Source organism: Brachybacterium vulturis, assembly GCF_043641765.1.
Lineage (GTDB): Bacteria > Actinomycetota > Actinomycetes > Actinomycetales > Dermabacteraceae > Brachybacterium > Brachybacterium vulturis_A.
Genome location: NZ_JBHZRO010000014.1, coordinates 1 through 17,536 on the forward strand (window position 1 = coordinate 1; position 17,536 = coordinate 17,536).

Here is a 17,536-nt window from a genome sequence, read left to right on the forward strand (position 1 = left end):
TGATGACGAGTCGTCGCGGTAGCCATATGCCCAGGCTCTCAGGCGAAACCGCCTCACATATGGGAGACACGCCCTAGTGCGGACCGGGCTCTTCGTACCGCTCGGGTCGAGCCACCTAGAGGCCGAACTCGATTGGCACGACGACGATGCGGTGCCCGCTGTCGGCGGCGCGGGGCGGTTCGATGACGACGCCATGAGGCCTCTACAACTAGGCGAGGGGGACTGTGGGCCTACGACAGCTGGTGGTGGAGCGACCCCCTCAGGAGCTCGGGCGGGGCGCGCTCCTGTTAGGGGGATTGATCAGCCCGATGGTGTTAAAGAGCGAAACGCGGAACCCCCAGGTTCAAGTTGACCAAATTGTCGGTGCGCGAGGGGCGGCAAGTTCGGCAGGCTTAGCTGCAAGAGGTGTCACGACTGATCTCGCGCTCGTGGGACGCGCCAGACGGAGTCGCTCTTCGTGCAGACGTCTCCCTCGAAGGGATCCCCCCGTCGTGAAGCCGCCCTCATGAGTGGCTAGGATGCCGCCTGTCGGACACTTTTCGATGGACCGCTTCACAGAAACGAGAACACTTTGCGGCTTGTTCGAGCAATTCGCTCCGCCCCCGTCTACTGGCTCCTCAAGCTGGCCGTCGTCATCTATTTCTTCATGTGGTTCTCGGAAATGAACGACATCGAGCCTTCACCGCATACAGCTCAGAACGTCGCAGTAGCAGCGGTCGCGGTGATCGCGTGGGGTCGTCTCCGCAACCTCTTGATCCGGATCTACCCGCTCCGCGGTGAATCCATTGCCGAGGATAAGTGGATCCTTCAGCTCTACCCCCGCGCTCTCGCGTGCGGCATCATCTGGATCGCAATGTCGGCGCAGAGCGTCGAGTTGGACAGCTCGTTCCTGATCGCGCTCTTCGCGACGTTCGTCCTGCTCCTGGTGCGGCCGGTCCCGCTGATCAACATGCCTCTGGGGCTGATTGCCGCCGCGCTCGGGCTGATCCTGATGTTCGTCGGGGAGAGCTACATCCACCCGACCGACACCGATCTCGTCATCACGGGCCTGCTCCTGACCCTCCTGGGTCTCGAGGCGGCTTTCGACAGTCTGGTCCACGTCACCGGCAGGGATCGAAGAATCGAGAGCAGGGAGACGAAGGCACTGAAGGGCGAGAAGGTGCGAGAGGCCCGCCGGAAGCGCTGGGAGGGCAAGACCCCGGCGGCGGTCATGGATGAGCAGATCTACATGGATTGGGAGGCCTACCAGATGGATGTGGAGAGGAACGATCCCGATGCCCACTCGAAGAATCTGCTGCGTGAACTGCAAACCCATCTCGGAGCCAGGCGTCTGAGCGAAGCAGCCAAGGCGAGCGGCGTCTATCCCGGAGACGACTTCCCGATCGACGCGATCCCGCTTTCTGATCAGCGCACGCTGCACAAGAGCATGATGGCGCGGCGCAATCACTCCGATCCCGTCGCCCCAAGACTCGTCACGAACGCAGACGGCGGCATCGTTGGGGGGTCCGGCGGTGTCACCTGGATCGGCTACGGCCACTGGTCCCTGGACGAACTCGAGGACTGGAAGCGCAGCTGGCTCGAGCAGGAGGCCGCTCAGGGCTGAACACCCGCACTCGGAGGAAGCCCTCGTCACCTGCTGCGGCAGGTGACGGGGGTTCTTCATGTCCTGGTGGAGGTGGGGATCTCGACGGTGTCGGGATCCGGGAGCGGATCTGGACACGCGACGCCGTGAACAGGTCCGCTGGAAGCCGGGAGTGGCGCTGAGGCCGACATCAGACGAGCTGAACGGGTAGCGGATCTAGTCCTCGGGCTGACCGTACGTGTCAATGCTCGGCGCTGGAGTGGCGGATGGGAACTGTACGCACTCGGCATCGCGGACCTCGTGACGCAGGCCGAGCACCTCGACGACCCACCGGCGATGGTTCGGCACCCGCTGTAGACGGAGTTCCCCGGTTCGGACTTCACCAAGGTCATTTTCGACGTCCGGATCATCGACTGAAATGTCGCGTCCTGGGACGGCCGCGGGTCGCCCACTTTCTCGGGTACAGGAGCGTCCCGAGGAGGCAGGCGATGAGCGGCATCATGCGCAAGAAGGACACCGGCGAGGCAGGCAACGCGGGGGAGTTCGGCTCTGTGCCGCGCCGAGAGGCGAATGTCGAGGTGGCGACCAGCGTCGATGAGAGCGTTCGCGCCGGCGCGGCTCTCATCGAGCGGTTCGGATTCGACGTGCGAAACGCGGACCCGGTCGAGTTCGATGAACGCGCCGCAGAGGCCGGCAAGGCCCTTGCCACCACCCAGTCCCGTCTGCGCAGCCGTTTCGACGAGCTGCACCGTGCCGTCGGGGATCGGCGCAGCCCACGTGATGGCTGGGGTAAGACTGATGAGCAGGTGCTCATGGCGGCCGGCGACTGGGTGATCCTCGCCGATGGCGGTGCCGCATCTGAGGCGACCGGGTCGCAGATCCGGGGGCCGCTGCATGACGTTCAGGTTGCCCAGGCGGAGGTTGATCGGGCCCGGGAGCAGGTTGACGGGCTCGAGGAGGCGTTCCGGATCCGTGGCGGCTGGAACCGCGCATTCCTTGTCGCGAACGGCAACGGCCACGTGCATTCGAGCATGGGCTGTTCGACGTGCCGGCCGACGACGCAGTACGCCTGGCTGACTGACTACTCCGGCGCCGATGAGGACGCGATCGTCACGGCTGCTGGCCACCGCGCGTGCACGAGCTGTTACCCATCGGCGCCCGTGGGTGATGCGACGTCTTTGCCGACGAAAATGCACACGCCGGACGAGCTTGATGCCCAGCGGGAGCGGGAGCGACGGGACGCATGGGCGAAGCTGACGCCGGCCGAGAAGCGGACACAGAAGCGTGCAGAGAAGCTCGCCGCAGCAGTGTCGAAGGACGGCAAGCCGCTGCGCTTCGAGGAAGACCTCGGGGATGCCGGGAAGGTACGGGAAGTGATCTCCACCGAGCGGGACGCAGAGCTGGTCTGGAAGCGCGGGTTGGGCGATGCGATCAACCTCGAACGGACCGCGGGGGAGACGCTGCCGGAGTTTGCCGAGTCCCGCCGGAACCAGGAGCTGCGGACGGCGTGGCGGGCCCGGATGCGCCCGGTGATCGCCAGGGCCCTGGCGGAGAAGCACGGCACCACAGCGCTCGAGGAGAAGAACCGGCTCGATGCCGTGACCAGGGCCTACTACGTCGAGAAGCACCCCAAGCTCGCTGAGCAGTTCGAGTCTGATGCGGATGAGGACTACCTGAACCAGTGAGGTCGCGTCCCGCGAGGCGCAGCTGTCGCCCACTGGGCGGACATGAGCAGTAGGAACCCTCAGTCCCGCTTCTCGCGCGCCCGCACAGTATTGATCGGCCTGCTCGCGATCAGCCTCGTTGCGCTGTACGGGTACCACCACCGCACCGAGCTCGGACAGATTCTCAATGAGCTTCGGGCCGCGATCCCGTTCACCGCCCGTGTCGAGGCCGATCGGCCCGGCACGGGGCTCGAGTCCGACAGTCCCTGAACCCCGGCACGAAGAACTCTGCCCGGGCGACGGGTTGACGGCGAGGAGGAACCCCATGATGGCTACGAAGGCCCAGACGGCTAGCAGCTTCGACTCGAAGGTGCGGAAGCGAGATACCGGTGAGCAGGGAAACCGGGGCGAGTTCGCTGCCGTGTCCCGCGGCGAGGCGGACATCCCGATCCCGGCACCACACGCCAAGGCCCGCCCGATCATCGGGGAAGATGCCCAGATCGCGGCCAGCGCCCAGTTCGGAGAGGGTGTGCGTATCGGTGAAGGCTCTCGTATCGGGGAAGACGTCACGATCGGCACCGGCGTAAGCATCGGAGAGGGAGTCGTGATCCGTGACGGGGCCCAGATCGGCGCCAACACGAGCATCGAAGATGATGCCTCGATCGCAGAGGGCGCCAGCGTGGGGGAGAAGGTCACCATCCGTCAGGGCGTGATCCTGCAGGCCGGGTCCGTGGTCGGCGACGGGGTCGTGCTCGACGAGGAGGTTTCGGTCGGTGCGAGTGCGCGGCTCGGTCGGGATGTGCAGGTTGAGCAGTCCACGTGCATCGGTGCCCAGGTGACGATCGATGAAGGTGTTGTGGTTGGGGAGGACTGCGTGCTCGAGGACCGGGCGCTCATCCGGCATACGTGCCGGGTCGGTGACTCGGTCACGATCGGGAAGAGCACGGAGATCCACGCCAGTTCGAGCGTGGGTAACGGCTCGCGGATCGGCAGCCGCAACCGACTCGAAGGAACGTTCGGCGACGAGCTCGAGGTCGGGACCCGCTCAAGGCTGCTCGGCGGCAGCACCTGGGGAGAAAACGTCCAGGTCGGCGACGGAGTGAAAGTGGATGGCGGGGCCAGCTCCAGGTTCGCGCATGACACGCAACTTGGGGACAAGACCACCCTCACCGATGCCGTGGTCAACGGAGTGCTGTCCACCGGGGAAGGAGTCACGATCAAGGGCCGGGGCGGAGCCAGTGAGCTGCACGGCACGATCACGATCGGTGCCGGCTCGACTCTCGACGGGACGTTCACTCTCCAGGATGGGACGGAGATCGGGGAGTCCGTTCAGATCCACGGTCCCAGCGGCGCCTACCCGGACGAGGTCGTCACCCAGATCGACCGGGACTGCGAGGTGCTGGACCGTGCCACCATCCGCTCGGGCGTGAGGCTCGGGGAGCGCACCCTGGTCGGCTCATCGGCGGAAGTCGGACTCGCTGTGATCACGGGAGCAGACACGGACATCTGCGATCGGGCGAGAGTCGGTGACTTCTCCGTTCTCAACGGTTCGGTGATCGGTGAGGACGCGACGGTCGGGCACGGCGCCCAGACGGGATACGGCGCGGAAGTGGGGGAGCGGTCAGTCATCGAGGACAACACGGTGATCGAGCCGTACGCCCGCGTCGACGACGATGGCTACGTCCCCCGCGGGGCCGTCGTGACAGAGACTCGCCGCTGATCGTCCCGTGACGGCAGGACAGCGCCCACTGGGCGGGCATGACCACCACGACGCACCGTGCACTCAAGGCAACCCCGCTGTCGGTCCCGCCCCGGCGTGCAGACACCCTGTTCGGGCAGACACCGACCGTCGCCTCCGAGTGGACCTCGTGTGACCGCTGCCCAGCCGCGCTGGCCAAGGTGAAGGTGCTCTACGTGACCGGTCCAATCTACCTGTGCGGGCATCACGCCCGTCAGTCGTGGCGCGTCCTGGATCGCACCGCCCTGCGGATCCGCGCAGACGTCCCGAACGGCTCGTACTACCTGCCCATGCCACCCCGCTGATCCACCCCACAACGAAAGAGAAACCGCCATGGTGACGCCGACCCTTGCTCCGTTCGAGCAGCTGCACGAGGACATCGAGCTACTGGACGCCGCAGGCTGGCCGATGGAGCGGGTACGCGCCGAGCTCTCCCACGAGCAGATCGAAGAGATGATCGACGCCTACCTCGCACGCAGCGATGATGCCGTGGCGGGAGCACTGAGCTCGGTCATCGACGACGCCCTCTGAGCAACGGCGCCTCGAAGCTCGGAATCCGTCAGTCGGGCTTGTCGAGTCGGGGCGTCAGCCAGGCCGAAACTGTGGAGCGCCAGCGTCCCGGGTCGGAGTTCCAGGTCATCGTGTGGTCGGCCTCGAACAGCTCGAGCGTGACATGCGGGTTCACCGCTGCGACCTGCTCGGCAAGGCGCCACGGCGTGGAGCGGTCATAGCGCCCCTGCAGGATAAGGGTGGGAATCCGGATACGGTCTCGAGCGCTCCAGTCCAACAGATCCAGATCGATCTCGCTGGCCAGGCCAAGGCGACGTGCGAGCTGGGGAAGGGTCAGCCAAGGGTAGGCGAGGTGCGCAGTCCAGGACGGGAGACCGGCGCCGCTGAGGTTGGCGGACACAGTCGCCCGCCAGTCCAAGACGGGGGATTCGGCGACGACGGCGACGACCCGATCGCTCCATCGGGAATGGTGGGCGAGGCGAAGCGCGATGTTGGCCCCCATCGACCAGCCGAACAGGACGATCTGCTCGGCACCGTGTTCGACCGCGTAGTCCAGGGCTCGCTCGACGTCGTGGAACTCCTCGAGACCGAGTGTTGTTCTCCTCGACCCGACCTGCGGGCCGTCGACCGCATTCCGATACGTGGTCACGAGCGAAGTGAGTCCACGCTCGGACGCGATCTGGACGCCGCGAAGGGTGCCGGCCCGAGAGCTGCCAAGACCGTGAATGTGCACGGCCCACGTCGCACGCGAGCCACTGTCGATCACCCAGGCGGGAAGCGGACCATGTTCTGACTCGATGGTCAGGTCGACGGCATGGAGCTTCGCATCGTTCGGTGTCGGGAACTCGATACCGGTCCATGAGATGCGTTCGACGCCATCCAGTGAGTCGGCGGCATCAGAGGTCACTCCGCGGACGACACCGGTCTCTGAAGTGTCGACGTCGGTGCTGAATCGGATGTGGCGGCCATCTGGGAGGAATGCCCCGTACCTGCCCGGCTGTCGGGTCTGCACGGTGTCGTCCAGTGTGACCGTCGACTGGTGCCCGCGGCTTGAGATGCCGAGAATTCGGGTGGTGTGCCTCCGGCCGCTGTACGGCGCCGTGAGGGTGCGGCCGATGGCGTATCCGACTGCCCCCGCCAGACCAAGGGCGAGGATTGCGCCGCCGCCAACCATCAGCGGCACGGCCCACTTACGCATCGGCACGCACCGAAGAATGCTCACCCATGAGGTGGCGCTCTGCCTCATCGAGAGCGGCGGCCTCATCGGTCGTCAAGATGAAGTCGTGCCCCTTGGTGGCTTGGACGTCACGCACTTCCACGACGAGTCGGTACAGAGCTGAACCGTTGTCATCGGACTTCTCGACCCGTGCGCCGAGCGATTCGAGATCCTGTGCGCGTTCCCAAGCCGGCGTGATCGTCCCGAGCAGGTGGGCGGAGCGCTTGTCATCCTGGCGATTGTCGAGGAGCCGTGCAACGGGGAGCAGCACAAACCCGGCCGTGATGAGCAGGAAGCTGATCGCGTTGACGTAGTCGTAGACGCCCTGGGCCGCAGTGAGGATCCCGTCGCTGCCGGCGACGTGGGAAGCATCCATCACGAGGACGTCGAGGCACGAGATCGTCTGGATTGCGCCGCCGAGCATGAGGATTATTGTTGCGAGGCGTTTCGCGCCGCGGATCCGTCTGGCTTCGCGTGCGCAGATGATGGCGAGGGAGGCAGTGACGGCGCCGAAGTACACGTGCTGCACGCCCGAGTAGAGGGCGGCGGCCGGTTGGTCGCCGTAGTCGATCATGAAGCGGGCGGAGGTTCCTTGCATCTCGATCTGCGAGAACGCGAGTGTCGAGATGGCGGCGACGGTGATCGCGACGGTGAGCCAGGTCCGGCGGGGGCCCAGCACGAGCTTGCTGAGCCACATCTGCTCGTTCGATGCGCGGGATACGCCGCGGGCCAGGGCCGACATTCCGAAGATGATGGCGATGTTGGCGATGAGGTCTGTGAGGTTGTGTCCACCGAGCCAGGCGTCAACCGTCATGTACAGCGGTGAGATGTTGAGGGACAATCCCACTCCGACCGATGCTGTCGCGTTGACGGTGGAGCGGTCCGCGGCTCCGTGGCCTCTGAGGATGACGAGCCCGATGACGGCGAGCCAGAGGGCTGTGGCGATGAGGACCTGGGTCATCCGAACACCTTTGCGAAGGAAGACTGCTGGGCGTTGCGGCGCAGTAGGTACGCGAGCCGGTCGGCTAGGGATTCGGCGTCGCGTTCGAGCTGGCTGTCGTCGTGGCCGCGTGCGAGGGTGCGAATGACCGCGTTCTCCGGGAGGTCGGGGAACAGTTTCGAGGCGCTGCTGTGTCCCACTGCTAGGTCATGGCCGAGGATCATGTGCGCCAGTTCGTGCAGGATGATCTGTTGGCGATGGAGTTCGGAGGGGGCGGGGGCGTGGAGTACGTAGTCCCCGAATTTGGTGTTGAGCCAGATTCCGAAGAGTCCGTCTTCGGGCTTGATCTCGGGAAATTCGATGATCTTGATCGTGGTGTCGCGGCGTTGTTCGATGGCGGAGACGATGTCGTCCAAGGTGAATGACTCGGGGAGCGTGATTCCGAGTGACGGGTTGGCTTCCGTCATTCGGCGACCTTTGTTCGCCATGGATTACCTTCCTTCGGACTGCCCTGCAGCTTCCTCGTCCAGGAACCGGGTGATGGCGTCGAGAGTTCGTGGGGACACGTCCCCCAGGGTGCGAGCGGCGAACGAGCGGACCCGGGAGATACGCATGGCTCGGATGAGCTCGAGCTGTGATTGGACGCGTTCTGGGAGCGGTCCGTCGCTGAGCAGGAATTCCGGTTGCACGCCGAAGAACTCGGCGAGGGACGCGAGGAGGTGGCGGTCGGTCACTTCGCGGTGCCCGTTGAGCATGTAGCTCCAGCGAGATCGGCTCAGGCTGATTCCGTGCGCTTCTAGGTGCGTGGAGATCTCGGAGTAGGTGGGTTCGGCTCCGTGCTCGACGGCGTAGAGGTCCACGAGGAGGCGGAGGCGCTGCGGCGTGTCCAGTGCGTCCTGGTCGCCGGTGCCGTCATCTCGGTTATCCACAATCCTTCCCTCCCCTTAGACATGTCTAACCCTACCTGCTAGACATGTCTTACGTAGGTTGGACATGCCCAACGAGGGGAGTTGGTGATGCCTGGCCCGTCCTGTCGCCGTAGAGGAATTCACGCATGAACAGCACACTTACCCGCTCCGCTGCACCCATGAGGTCTTTCCGGAAGTCGCTGTGCATGAGGCCCCAGCCTGCGAGCTGCACTGGCGATCGATGCAGGCCACCACGCAGGCATCGGTGGTGACGACGTGAGGGACCGTGCCGCCGTTACCGCCATCACTTCCCTGCACCACGCGGGGTGCGAATGCGTACGAGACACCCTCGATGCGCCCTGGAAGGCCGAACTCTGCACTGTCCTCCATGCGTGCGAAGAGGCTGAGCTGCGCTGGCGGCTGGATGCGTTCCTCGAAGGTCACCTGCTCGAAATTCGGCGCGTCCTCGCACGGGTCAAGCGGGTTGCACGACTGCAGTGGGATGACGACGATCTCGCGCTGTCGTACTTCGGAGAGGCCCTGCTGCGGATGCTGAATCAGCGCTGGCGAGCCAAGGACGGGTCCGGCACCAGCCCGGTCTTCAACCACACAGCGAACCTCCCGATGATCCTCGAGGCCGAGACCCGCTCCTGCCTCCGTGATGATCGACGCCAGGGTCTGCTCGATGGCACCGCACATGTCCCCGGCGGCAGCGCGCAGGACCGCAAGTCCACCCATGTGGGCAAATCCCGTCAACTGTTCGAGGTCGAGCACGGCAGCCAGCCGACGGATGACGAGCTCGTAACCTTTCACAACGACCGGATGCGCGCCACCCGCAAGGACGCAGCACGCCAGGCAGTCCTCATCACACGGGACGACCTGCGCGCCGCATGGGCAGTGCCGCTCGAGGACGCGTCGATCGAGATCGACGACCGCCTTCAAGCTAGCTCGCCGGCGGATTCGGGCCCGCTGAACTGGTCAGATCGGATCCGAGCGGTCATCTCCCGATGCGAACGGCTCGATCGGGAGCGCGAGCTGTCGCGCACTCGACGCCTGAAGCGTGAGCCAATTTTGTCGGCTGACGTGGCACGCGTGTACTTCGCCCACCATGCGATTGGAGAGTTCCCCACCCGGCGCGAGATCATCGAAAGGCTTGGGGTGATCGAGCCGGCAGCACGGCGCGAATTGAGCGCGCGTCTCCAGGAAGTATTAGACGTGGCTCGGAACCTCTTTGCCGACTACTGCCGCACCACCTGACGCTCTCGCAAACTCTCTTTACGATGATGGGGATGGGGTGCGACGGCTCAGATCAGCAACGCCTTCGGCCCGAACCGTAAGTTGGGTTGGGCGAGTCCTGATAATTAGGAGCGATTTGCACGCTGGGTCTACTTGGCGCTTTCGTTAATTTCGTAGGTCGAGGCGTCTCTACAGCCCGCGGGCCCTGCCAGTTCGTTCTAGGGTTCGCCAGCTGGCAATGACAGCGTCGGCAAGCTTCATGCCTTCCTCGCGGGTTACCTCGAATGCATGAAAGTCTTCTTCACTGCTACCACGGACTGGTACGACCTGCTTGGACGGATTCACTTCGCTCGGAAAGCTGTTGCCCGTGAGCCACAGGGAGAGCTCGTCGCAGGATTCACGGAAGCGGGCAAAACTGGTATTTACAAGGCTGTCGTCAAATCGAGTTTCTTGCTCGATGTCGGCAAATTCGACGACCTGCCTCGATGTTTCAGAGCTCCAACTCCGCCCGTTAAATGAAGACTTGAGCCAGTACAGGGTCCCCCGATTTGGCGGCCAGCCATTACAAAGTCGACCGAAGAGTTCCTTGTCTCGATCAGTCACGATTGGCCGCTGCAGCGAGCGAATTTGCGCGCGCGCTGAAGCGAGGTCTGCCTCGACAACAGCCTTCTCTGCGCGCTCGGAGGCAAGGGTGTTCTCGTGTGCCGCGATGGTAGATTGGAGTGCCGATATATTGGCGCTATCCTCTCTGAGGGATTCGTCTCGGCTGGCAATATCAGCTTCAGAGTGCTGGAGAGATCGGTCCTGAGTGTGCCAAACTAAAATGCACGCGATCATGAGACATACCGTCGCAGCCCATCCGTATAGCCAACCCGACTCCAGAAGTGCACGAAAATTCGGAAGGACTGCGAACAGGAACCCTAGTATCGTAGCGAGCCCGCCGACGAGGCCCCAAACGAACTTTGCATGTTCGCGTATCACATTCTGCATGCGAGAAGCGTAGCGGATCCGTGCACGTCATAGTCCGAGAAGTTTGGGAGCAAAGCTAAGCCGGAGAGCTCGTTCATAGCAGCAGCGACATGGACTCCAGTGCCCGGTGACGGAACAACGGGTTGGGTCGATCGAGACTGGCAACGGCGCTGGTTCCGATTGCACCGAGAACCTGGGTGAGCGAGCCGAACGAGACCCCGCCCGCCAGCTCGATCTCTGTCTCGGCGGCCGAGAGATTCGTGGGCACGATGTATCCGTGGACGTCGGCGGTCCGGCCGTAGCGCCCGCGGAGTACCTGCACCTCATCGCGGACGACCTTGCGATGCACTTGGCCGTCCGCGATGATCTCGGATCCGGAGATCTCCAGGCCGTCGGCGCCGAGCGGAGGGATCGCGATCAGGTGCACGGACCGGCCGACGACGACGGCGACCTGCGACCGGACTGGGGAGGTGCTGGGTCGCGGGGTCACCCGGTCGGGCAGCAGGATCACGCGCACCCCGTCACGGTGGCCGAATGCTCCCTTGAGGGCGCCGAGCAGCCGCTCGATGTCCGGGTTTCGGGAACCAAGTGAGGTGGCGCCGACCTGCGTGATGAATGAGGAGTCGACGATCCCGTCTTCCCGGGAGCTTCGGGACAGGACGACCCCGAAAGATAGGTAGGTCGTGAGCGTGCTTGCGATCAGGCACAGTGGGCTGCCGAGCATGGGCAGAGGCGTGCCGGCATCGAGGAAGATGCAAGCGGCGCCGGCCGCCGTGACGAGTAGGGCTGCGATGAGGCCCCACCGTCGGAGGATGCTGCGCGTGATCACCAGTGCGGACCAGACCAGATGAGCTCCGACGCCGCACAGCAGCGCGACCGGTGTCGAGACCGCTCCAATGCGAGCCAGCGGCAGTCCGAGCGTCGCAGCGGCGGCCGCCCCGGCACCGGCCCACGCTACGAACGCGACCACGAGCAGGGCGGTGCGAACGTGCTTGCGGCGCGGTGCCTTCACGCCCGCGTGGGCAGTGTTCACGCCGGCGGGGAAGTACCAGTCCCACTGGGAGGGATCAACGTCCAGCATCGCGTCGGCTCGGACCCCGTCCTCGGGATGGAAAATGCGGCGGCGTGCACCTGCCGGTGGAGATGTGGAAGCGGCGCCAGTGGTGCCGGGGGCCAGGGTGCGGTCGTAGGTGGCCCGCCGGGAGGCATTGGACAGGACGTTGTACGCGGAGCTGACGTGCTTGGCGAGCTCGTCGTCCCCGCCGGCATCGCCGTGCAGGGCCCGCATCTGGGTGCGGAAGGCAGCGGTGATCTCAGCTCTCGATGCGTCTCGGGCCACGCCGAGGGTTTCGTAGTGCGTCAGCGACACGTCGCCTCCTCCCTCCGGCCGCTCTGTGCTCCGCGCCAGTGGGCGAAGCCCGCTCTTCGCGGGACGTTCACGCTATCGCGGCCAGTGCACGGCCAGGGCATGCACTCCGCGCTGATCCGCGAGTGGCACGGAGGATCAGCCCAGCACGAGCGGCGCGATGAGGCTCGGGTCCTTCCGGTCGAGTGTGCGGACGTTGTTCACGGCCCGGTCGACCGGGTGGGTCACCAGCGACCCCGCGATCTTCTCGGACAGGTCGCCCAGCATCCCGTGCAGGTTCTCCCGCTCGTCCTTCTCGAGCTTCCCCGGTGCCAGCCACTCACTCATGAGCTCCTCGTCCAGGAACGCTGGCATCCGGTCATGGACATCACCAGCAGCGTCTCGAGCCTCGCGGGTAATGATCGTGAAGCTCACGTCCCAGTCGCCGTCGCCGTTCTGCTCGGCCGTAGTCAGACCCGCAGCGTGGAGGAGACGCTCATCGGTGGCGTGAACGTAGTAGGGCTGCTTGCCGTTGTCCATCTCGACCCACTCGAAGTAGCCCGACATCGGCACCACGGCGCGAGAGCTCGCAAACCCAGCCCGGAACATGCCGTTCGTGTGCACGGTCTCGAAGCGGGCGTTGATGGGCCGTGGCCCTTTCTCCTTGGCCCATGCGGGCTTGTAGCCCCAGCGCGCGAACTCCAGCGTTCGTTGAACCTCCCCGGCATCCTTGTCGTAGTGCTCGCGGACCACCGGGGCCGTCGTCCGGGGTGCGACGCTGAAGACCGGCTCCCAGTCGAAGTCTCGTGCCGGGTGCGCGGCATATGAGTGCAGCAGCCCCTGGGCATCGACCTCGAGCACGTAGCGACCACACACGGCCGGCCTCCTTCGGCGTAGGTGGCCACGATGGTACTGCTCGCTTCGACGGCGAACGGGGCGGCATCGTGATTCCCGAACCGATCCACGCGCTGTGGCGACCGCATCTCATGCCACGGCCGCTCGGCCGATGGGGCTGGTGACAGAGGACCCCGAGGAGTTTGGTCCTCGGGGTCTCGCCTATGCCGTGATGGCCTTGCTCATGGCCGATGATCTCCAGGCGGTCGGCTGATCAGCCCGGAGTGCGGTTACGCGACCGACAGCGGCGTCATGCCGAGTCGCTGAGCGACAGTCTCCGCAGTCGCCTTCGGTGCCGACGGGTGAGCGGCCAGGTAGCGCAGGGTCTCCGGGGCCGCGTTCGGTGCGGAGGAGGCGTGGAAGATCGCGTTGCGGTCGGTCAGCCGACGGGCGATCCGGTCGATGAACTCGGGGGAGAGGTCATGGCGACGCGTGACGGGGTAGGTCAGCCACCGCTGGTCGAGGTCGATCAGGTGTTCCAGAGTGTCCGTTGAGGTTGCGGGGTTGTGTGCGATCTTCCGCAGCACCTCGCCGGGTACGTCGGTGCGGGCCAGGTCATCCAGCACTGCGGGGTCGACGCTGAGCTCGGCGGTCTGAAGCAGAGTCTGTACGGCGTGCGGGTCCTCGAAGGGATGGGGTGCGGCGTGCTGGGCAATGGCGGTCATGGCGGCTCCTGCTCCTCGTGGCCCGGCCCCTCCGGGTACTGGAGAAGTGGGCGCGAGCACCCCGTGACAGGACAGGAGCTTGACGAAGCATCGGGCGCAGGTGAGAGATCTCAGAAATGCGGATCGTGGCGTGCGCCGGCCTCGGCACGGCAGTATGCCCTGGGTGTCAGGACTGTAGGGGAAGCACCGCGCCACCGGTGCCGACACGGGCTCGACGGCCGAGCCACCGGGCATCCTCGATCGGCTTCGAGGGGCGGGAGCTGAGGTTGTTCAAGCGGTGGTCGATGCTGACCGAGATGGTCCGTCCAGTGATCTCGCGACCTCGTCGATCGGTGCGCAGCGGGATCGGATCGCCGAGGCTGTCGAGGTGACCGGTGGCGATCACGAACGACCGCACGCACAGCATCACGGCGCGACTGGCCGAGGATTCGGGGAGTCGATGGGGGCCCTCCACATTGCGGGATAGCTCGTCGTCGCTCATGTCGACGATCCGCTGTACGGCGGGGTCGACATCCATGCGGATCACGAGATGGCCGGGTGCATCCGTGGTCTTTGCGGCCACCTCGCCACTGCCGGCCAACGCCCGAACGGCGTCGAGATCGAGACGAGGTATCAGCCCGTGATCGACCAGATGCGCGAGGGAGGAACGGTCGATGCCGGCGATGCGCGCGGCGAGGGCCACGGGGATCTGCTCGTCGGGATTCGGCTTCGTGCTGCGGACGGTGGGCATCAACAAAGCATTCCATACCCGAATCGCCATTTCGAGTGGCACGCAGATTGTGCACGATGCTCGGGAAGTGAGCGCTACTCGGAATGTGGCCGCTGCATCATTGGTGGTGGATGCAAGGAACTGTGGACTGCACAGATACTGCTACCCCGGAATCGTTCAATGTCCGGTAACAGTCATTATCGGACGTTGAGTTCACGCGTCATACAAAATTCATCAACAGAGGGCCGGACACCTCTTCAGCAATCAGCTGGAGGAGCCTGGCGCATAGAACTTGAGCACTCCGCAGATGGTGCCCGGACGGCCAAATATGCGTTTCGGTGCAGCGGGATGGCTTCCCGCCGCGACGAGGGTCCAGCTCACCCTGACGGGTAGCCGCGGTGCAGGGGCACTTCGAGGCGTACGTGGGAGGTGACCCAGTGGATGCCCCGTGAGGGCGCAGCGCTATCGATGCCCCGGCAGCCAAGAGTGGCCGCGCCGACACTGCCGCAGTTCTTCCCCACGTGGGAGCTCCGACGGGAAGGGCCGCTTTGCGACGGGCGAGACGGCCTGCCTGGTCCTGAATCGCGGCGACGAGAGAACATGGGGGAGACTCTGGCCCTGGCCACCAGCCGGACCCGTTCTATGCTCGCCCCGCGTGCCCCTGGTCCGGGTGCGGCACTCGAAGGTCGATCGCCGTCGTGATGGTGACCCCGAGGCTCGTGCGGTCTCCAGCCGGCGCGACTCTAGCGGTCACTCTAGCGGTCACATCGCCGCTAAAAAAGACAACGCCCTGGTGAGAAACTTGTTCTCACCAGGGCATTTGTCGGGCTGACAGGATTTGAACCTGCGACCCCCTGACCCCCAGTCAGGTGCGCTACCAAGCTGCGCCACAGCCCGCGATATTGCGGAGCCCTCCGCGACCGGAGGACCGAGGAATACAGTACCCCCACTTCCTCCCGAAGAGCGAATCGGGCAGTGCGTGACCTGCGGCACCTATGCCCCACTCGCCTGCCGCCCGGACGCCCGGCAGGCGTGCGGCGACGGCATGCTGGGCCCGGCCCCCGCGGGTCTGCCGGATCCGTGCAGGCCCCGCTCCTACACTGCAGGCATGCGTGACCCCGAGCGCGAGACTCCTCACGGCGAGACCCCGTACTCGCCGACCTCGCTGCTGCGCGCCCTGACCGCGAACCCGTACAGCGTGGCCCCGCTGCGTCCCCAGGAGCACCCGGCCGCCGAGGCCGCGCCGCCGGACAACCGGTACACCCGCACCGTCACCCTGCTGCTGGCCCTGGTGCTCGGCTTCGCGGTCGCCGTCTCCGTGCTGGACCTGCGCCATGAGGCCGCCGCGGAGGACAGCCCGCGCGCCCTGCTCGAGGCGGAGGTGCGCCAGACCCGCTCCGAGGCAGGGGAGCTCGAGGACCGCCGCACGCAGCTCGAGGAGGAGATCGCGGGCGCGCAGGCGGCAGTGCTGGAAGTGGGCGATGCGGGTGCCGCGGAGCGGCTGGGGGCCTTCGAGAGGGCGGGCACCGGAGTGGCCCTGGCCGGGCCCGGCATCGTGCTCGAGATCGAGGATTCCGCCCCGCTGCCCGCGAGCCCGGGCGTCAGCACCGGCACGGTCAACCGGGTCACCGATGGGGACCTGCAGCTCGCTGTCAACGGGCTGTGGGCCGCCGGCGCCGAGGCGATCGCCGTGAACGGGCAGCGGATCGGTCCCACCACGGCGATCCGCACCGCCGGTTCCGCAGTGCTGGTCGACTTCCACCCCCTGTCCCCGCCCTACCGGATCACCGCGCTCGGTGACTCCGGGCAGCTGCGCACGAGGTTCGAGGGCTCGGCGGCGGGGGAGCACCTCCAGGAGATCTCCTCCCGTTACGGCATCCGCAGGTCCTGGGAGGAGACGGAGGAGCTCTCCGTCCCGGCCCGCCCCATCGGCACCCTGCGGGAGGCCGCCGTCATCGACGAGGGCGGGGAAGTCGCCGCCGAGACCGTGCCGACCGCGCCATCGACCGCCGCCGCGCGCGGCACCGAGGAGGATTCCCCGTGATCGCCATCATCGGACTGGTGCTGGGCATCGTGCTGGGCGTGGTCGTCCAGCCGGATGTGCCCGTCCTTCTCCAGCCGTACCTGCCCATCGCCGTGGTCGCGGCGCTGGACACCCTCGCCGGCGGTCTGCGGGCCAGCCTCGACGGCGCCTTCGACGCCCATGTCTTCATCACCTCGTTCCTGTTCAACGTGCTGATCGCGGCATTCCTCGTCTTCCTCGGCGATCAGCTCGGGGTGGGCTCGCAGCTCTCCACCGCGGTCATCGTGGTGCTCGGGATCCGCATCTTCTCCAATGCCGCCGCGATCCGGCGCCTCCTGTTCCGCTCATGAGCGACGGCACCCGCACGCCCTCGTCCCCGCGCCAGCAGAGGCTGGTCTGGCAGCGACTGGGCGACACCCTGCGCCCGCAGGCCACCCTGGCGCAGGTGATCGTGGGCCTGCTGTGCGTGCTGCTGGGCCTGTCCATCGCCGCTCAGGTGCGCGAGAGCGAGGACTCCCTCGAGGGCGCCAGCCAGCAGGAGCTGGTGCGGCTGCTGGACGAGTCCGGTCGGCACACCTCCGATCTCGAGGTCGAGAACGCCGAGCTGGAGCGCACGCTGGAGACGCTGCGCTCCGGCCAGGAGGACGACGTCGCGGCCCAGAACGCCGCCGAGGACCGGCTGGCGGACCTCGAGATCCTCGCCGGGACCGTGCCGGCCCAGGGCCGCGGGATCGTCCTCTCGATCGCCGACCCGGAACAGCGCGTACGCGCCTCGACCCTGCTCGGCGTGGTCCAGGAGCTGCGCAATGCCGGGGCGGAGGTCATCCAGATCGGCGACGTGCGGGTGGTCGCCTCGAGCGCCATCACCACCGGTGCCGACGGGCGGCTGCGGGTGGACGGGACCGTGCTCGACGCCCCCTATGTGGTGCGCGCGATCGGCGACCCCTCGGTGATGGAGCCTGCGCTGCAGATTCCGGGCGGCGCCGCGGACTCGGTCGCCGGGGACGGCGGGAGCCTCGCCGCGAACGCGGATGACGACGTGCGGATCGAGGCCACGGTGGAACTCCGTGAGCCGGAGCATTCACGAGTGGTCAAATGATCGTCAATTCTTGTCCCCACGTGGCCCGGAAGTTCCCG

General features: G+C 66.0%; 19 protein-coding genes and 1 tRNA gene. 10 read left to right on the forward strand and 10 right to left on the reverse strand.

Annotated elements, in window-relative coordinates:
- The first annotated feature begins 571 nt into the window (after positions 1 to 571).
- The 6 genes from ACHUEU_RS11545 (at position 572) to ACHUEU_RS11570 (ending at position 5,515) form a co-directional block, all read left to right on the forward strand.
- Complete coding sequence (locus ACHUEU_RS11545) at positions 572 to 1,603, forward strand: hypothetical protein (RefSeq protein ID WP_394216275.1); 1,032 nt, start codon at positions 572 to 574, stop codon at positions 1,601 to 1,603.
- Positions 1,604 to 2,070: 467 nt separating this feature from the next.
- Complete coding sequence (locus tag ACHUEU_RS11550) at positions 2,071 to 3,267, forward strand: hypothetical protein (protein ID WP_394216276.1); 1,197 nt, start codon at positions 2,071 to 2,073, stop codon at positions 3,265 to 3,267.
- A gap of 42 nt (positions 3,268 to 3,309) precedes the next feature.
- Positions 3,310 to 3,516, forward strand: coding sequence for a hypothetical protein (locus ACHUEU_RS11555; protein ID WP_394216277.1), 207 nt, complete (start codon positions 3,310 to 3,312; stop codon positions 3,514 to 3,516).
- Between the two features lie 55 nt (positions 3,517 to 3,571).
- Complete coding sequence (locus ACHUEU_RS11560) at positions 3,572 to 4,966, forward strand: DapH/DapD/GlmU-related protein (RefSeq protein WP_394216278.1); 1,395 nt, start codon at positions 3,572 to 3,574, stop codon at positions 4,964 to 4,966.
- Positions 4,967 to 5,004: 38 nt separating this feature from the next.
- Complete coding sequence (locus ACHUEU_RS11565; protein WP_330882192.1) at positions 5,005 to 5,289, forward strand: DUF7455 domain-containing protein; 285 nt, start codon at positions 5,005 to 5,007, stop codon at positions 5,287 to 5,289.
- A gap of 28 nt (positions 5,290 to 5,317) precedes the next feature.
- Positions 5,318 to 5,515: a hypothetical protein gene (locus ACHUEU_RS11570; RefSeq protein ID WP_330882194.1), complete on the forward strand. Its 198-nt coding sequence runs from the start codon at positions 5,318 to 5,320 to the stop codon at positions 5,513 to 5,515.
- 28 nt (positions 5,516 to 5,543) lie between these two features.
- Here ACHUEU_RS11570 and ACHUEU_RS11575 read toward each other — a convergent pair whose 3' ends face one another.
- The 4 genes from ACHUEU_RS11575 to ACHUEU_RS11590 are packed head-to-tail and all read right to left on the reverse strand — an operon-like array spanning position 5,544 to position 8,579.
- Positions 5,544 to 6,692 (reverse strand): alpha/beta hydrolase family protein, encoded by a 1,149-nt coding sequence (locus ACHUEU_RS11575; protein WP_394216370.1) that lies wholly within the window; start codon positions 6,690 to 6,692, stop codon positions 5,544 to 5,546.
- Complete coding sequence (locus ACHUEU_RS11580) at positions 6,685 to 7,671, reverse strand: hypothetical protein (RefSeq protein ID WP_394216279.1); 987 nt, start codon at positions 7,669 to 7,671, stop codon at positions 6,685 to 6,687. Before ACHUEU_RS11580 ends, ACHUEU_RS11575 begins: the two co-directional genes overlap by 8 nt.
- Complete coding sequence (locus ACHUEU_RS11585; RefSeq protein ID WP_394216280.1) at positions 7,668 to 8,117, reverse strand: hypothetical protein; 450 nt, start codon at positions 8,115 to 8,117, stop codon at positions 7,668 to 7,670. The genes ACHUEU_RS11580 and ACHUEU_RS11585 overlap by 4 nt, the downstream gene beginning before the upstream one ends.
- Positions 8,118 to 8,141: 24 nt before the next feature.
- A complete protein-coding gene (locus ACHUEU_RS11590; protein ID WP_394216281.1) occupies positions 8,142 to 8,579 on the reverse strand; it encodes a hypothetical protein in 438 nt (145 codons plus the stop codon).
- A gap of 255 nt (positions 8,580 to 8,834) precedes the next feature.
- Here ACHUEU_RS11590 and ACHUEU_RS11595 point away from each other — a divergent pair, with 255 nt between their 5' ends.
- Positions 8,835 to 9,815, forward strand: a complete 981-nt coding sequence (locus tag ACHUEU_RS11595; protein WP_394216282.1) for a hypothetical protein — start codon at positions 8,835 to 8,837, stop codon at positions 9,813 to 9,815.
- Between the two features lie 168 nt (positions 9,816 to 9,983).
- Here the strand turns inward: ACHUEU_RS11595 and ACHUEU_RS11600 are convergent, their stop codons facing one another.
- From ACHUEU_RS11600 to ACHUEU_RS11625, 6 genes are all read right to left on the reverse strand, one after another.
- The gene (locus ACHUEU_RS11600; RefSeq protein ID WP_394216283.1) at positions 9,984 to 10,784 is read right to left on the reverse strand and encodes a hypothetical protein; all 801 of its coding nucleotides are present in this window, start codon (positions 10,782 to 10,784) and stop codon (positions 9,984 to 9,986) included.
- A gap of 73 nt (positions 10,785 to 10,857) precedes the next feature.
- Complete coding sequence (locus ACHUEU_RS11605; protein ID WP_394216284.1) at positions 10,858 to 12,132, reverse strand: J domain-containing protein; 1,275 nt, start codon at positions 12,130 to 12,132, stop codon at positions 10,858 to 10,860.
- Between the two features lie 135 nt (positions 12,133 to 12,267).
- On the reverse strand, positions 12,268 to 12,984 hold the full coding sequence (locus tag ACHUEU_RS11610; RefSeq protein WP_366938819.1) for an SOS response-associated peptidase: 717 nt from the start codon (positions 12,982 to 12,984) through the stop codon (positions 12,268 to 12,270).
- 248 nt (positions 12,985 to 13,232) lie between these two features.
- Positions 13,233 to 13,667 carry a hypothetical protein gene (locus tag ACHUEU_RS11615; RefSeq protein WP_394216285.1) on the reverse strand — a complete coding sequence of 145 codons (435 nt, stop codon included), beginning with the start codon at positions 13,665 to 13,667 and terminating at the stop codon, positions 13,233 to 13,235.
- A gap of 166 nt (positions 13,668 to 13,833) precedes the next feature.
- On the reverse strand, positions 13,834 to 14,397 hold the full coding sequence (locus tag ACHUEU_RS11620) for a hypothetical protein (protein WP_394216286.1): 564 nt from the start codon (positions 14,395 to 14,397) through the stop codon (positions 13,834 to 13,836).
- An 802-nt stretch (positions 14,398 to 15,199) separates the two neighbouring features.
- Positions 15,200 to 15,273 (reverse strand) — tRNA-Pro (locus ACHUEU_RS11625).
- 211 nt (positions 15,274 to 15,484) lie between these two features.
- On the opposite strand from ACHUEU_RS11625, the gene ACHUEU_RS11630 reads away from it, so the two are divergent.
- Genes ACHUEU_RS11630 through ACHUEU_RS11640 form a run of 3 tightly spaced genes read left to right on the forward strand, consistent with a single transcriptional unit; the run spans position 15,485 to position 17,498 of the window.
- The gene (locus ACHUEU_RS11630) at positions 15,485 to 16,420 is read left to right on the forward strand and encodes a DUF881 domain-containing protein (RefSeq protein ID WP_394216287.1); all 936 of its coding nucleotides are present in this window, start codon (positions 15,485 to 15,487) and stop codon (positions 16,418 to 16,420) included.
- Positions 16,417 to 16,749: a small basic family protein gene (locus ACHUEU_RS11635; protein ID WP_394216288.1), complete on the forward strand. Its 333-nt coding sequence runs from the start codon at positions 16,417 to 16,419 to the stop codon at positions 16,747 to 16,749. The genes ACHUEU_RS11630 and ACHUEU_RS11635 overlap by 4 nt, the downstream gene beginning before the upstream one ends.
- Entirely contained in the window at positions 16,746 to 17,498 is a 753-nt protein-coding gene (locus tag ACHUEU_RS11640) for a DUF881 domain-containing protein (RefSeq protein ID WP_394216289.1), read from the forward strand. The genes ACHUEU_RS11635 and ACHUEU_RS11640 overlap by 4 nt, the downstream gene beginning before the upstream one ends.
- Positions 17,499 to 17,536: the final 38 nt, after the last annotated feature.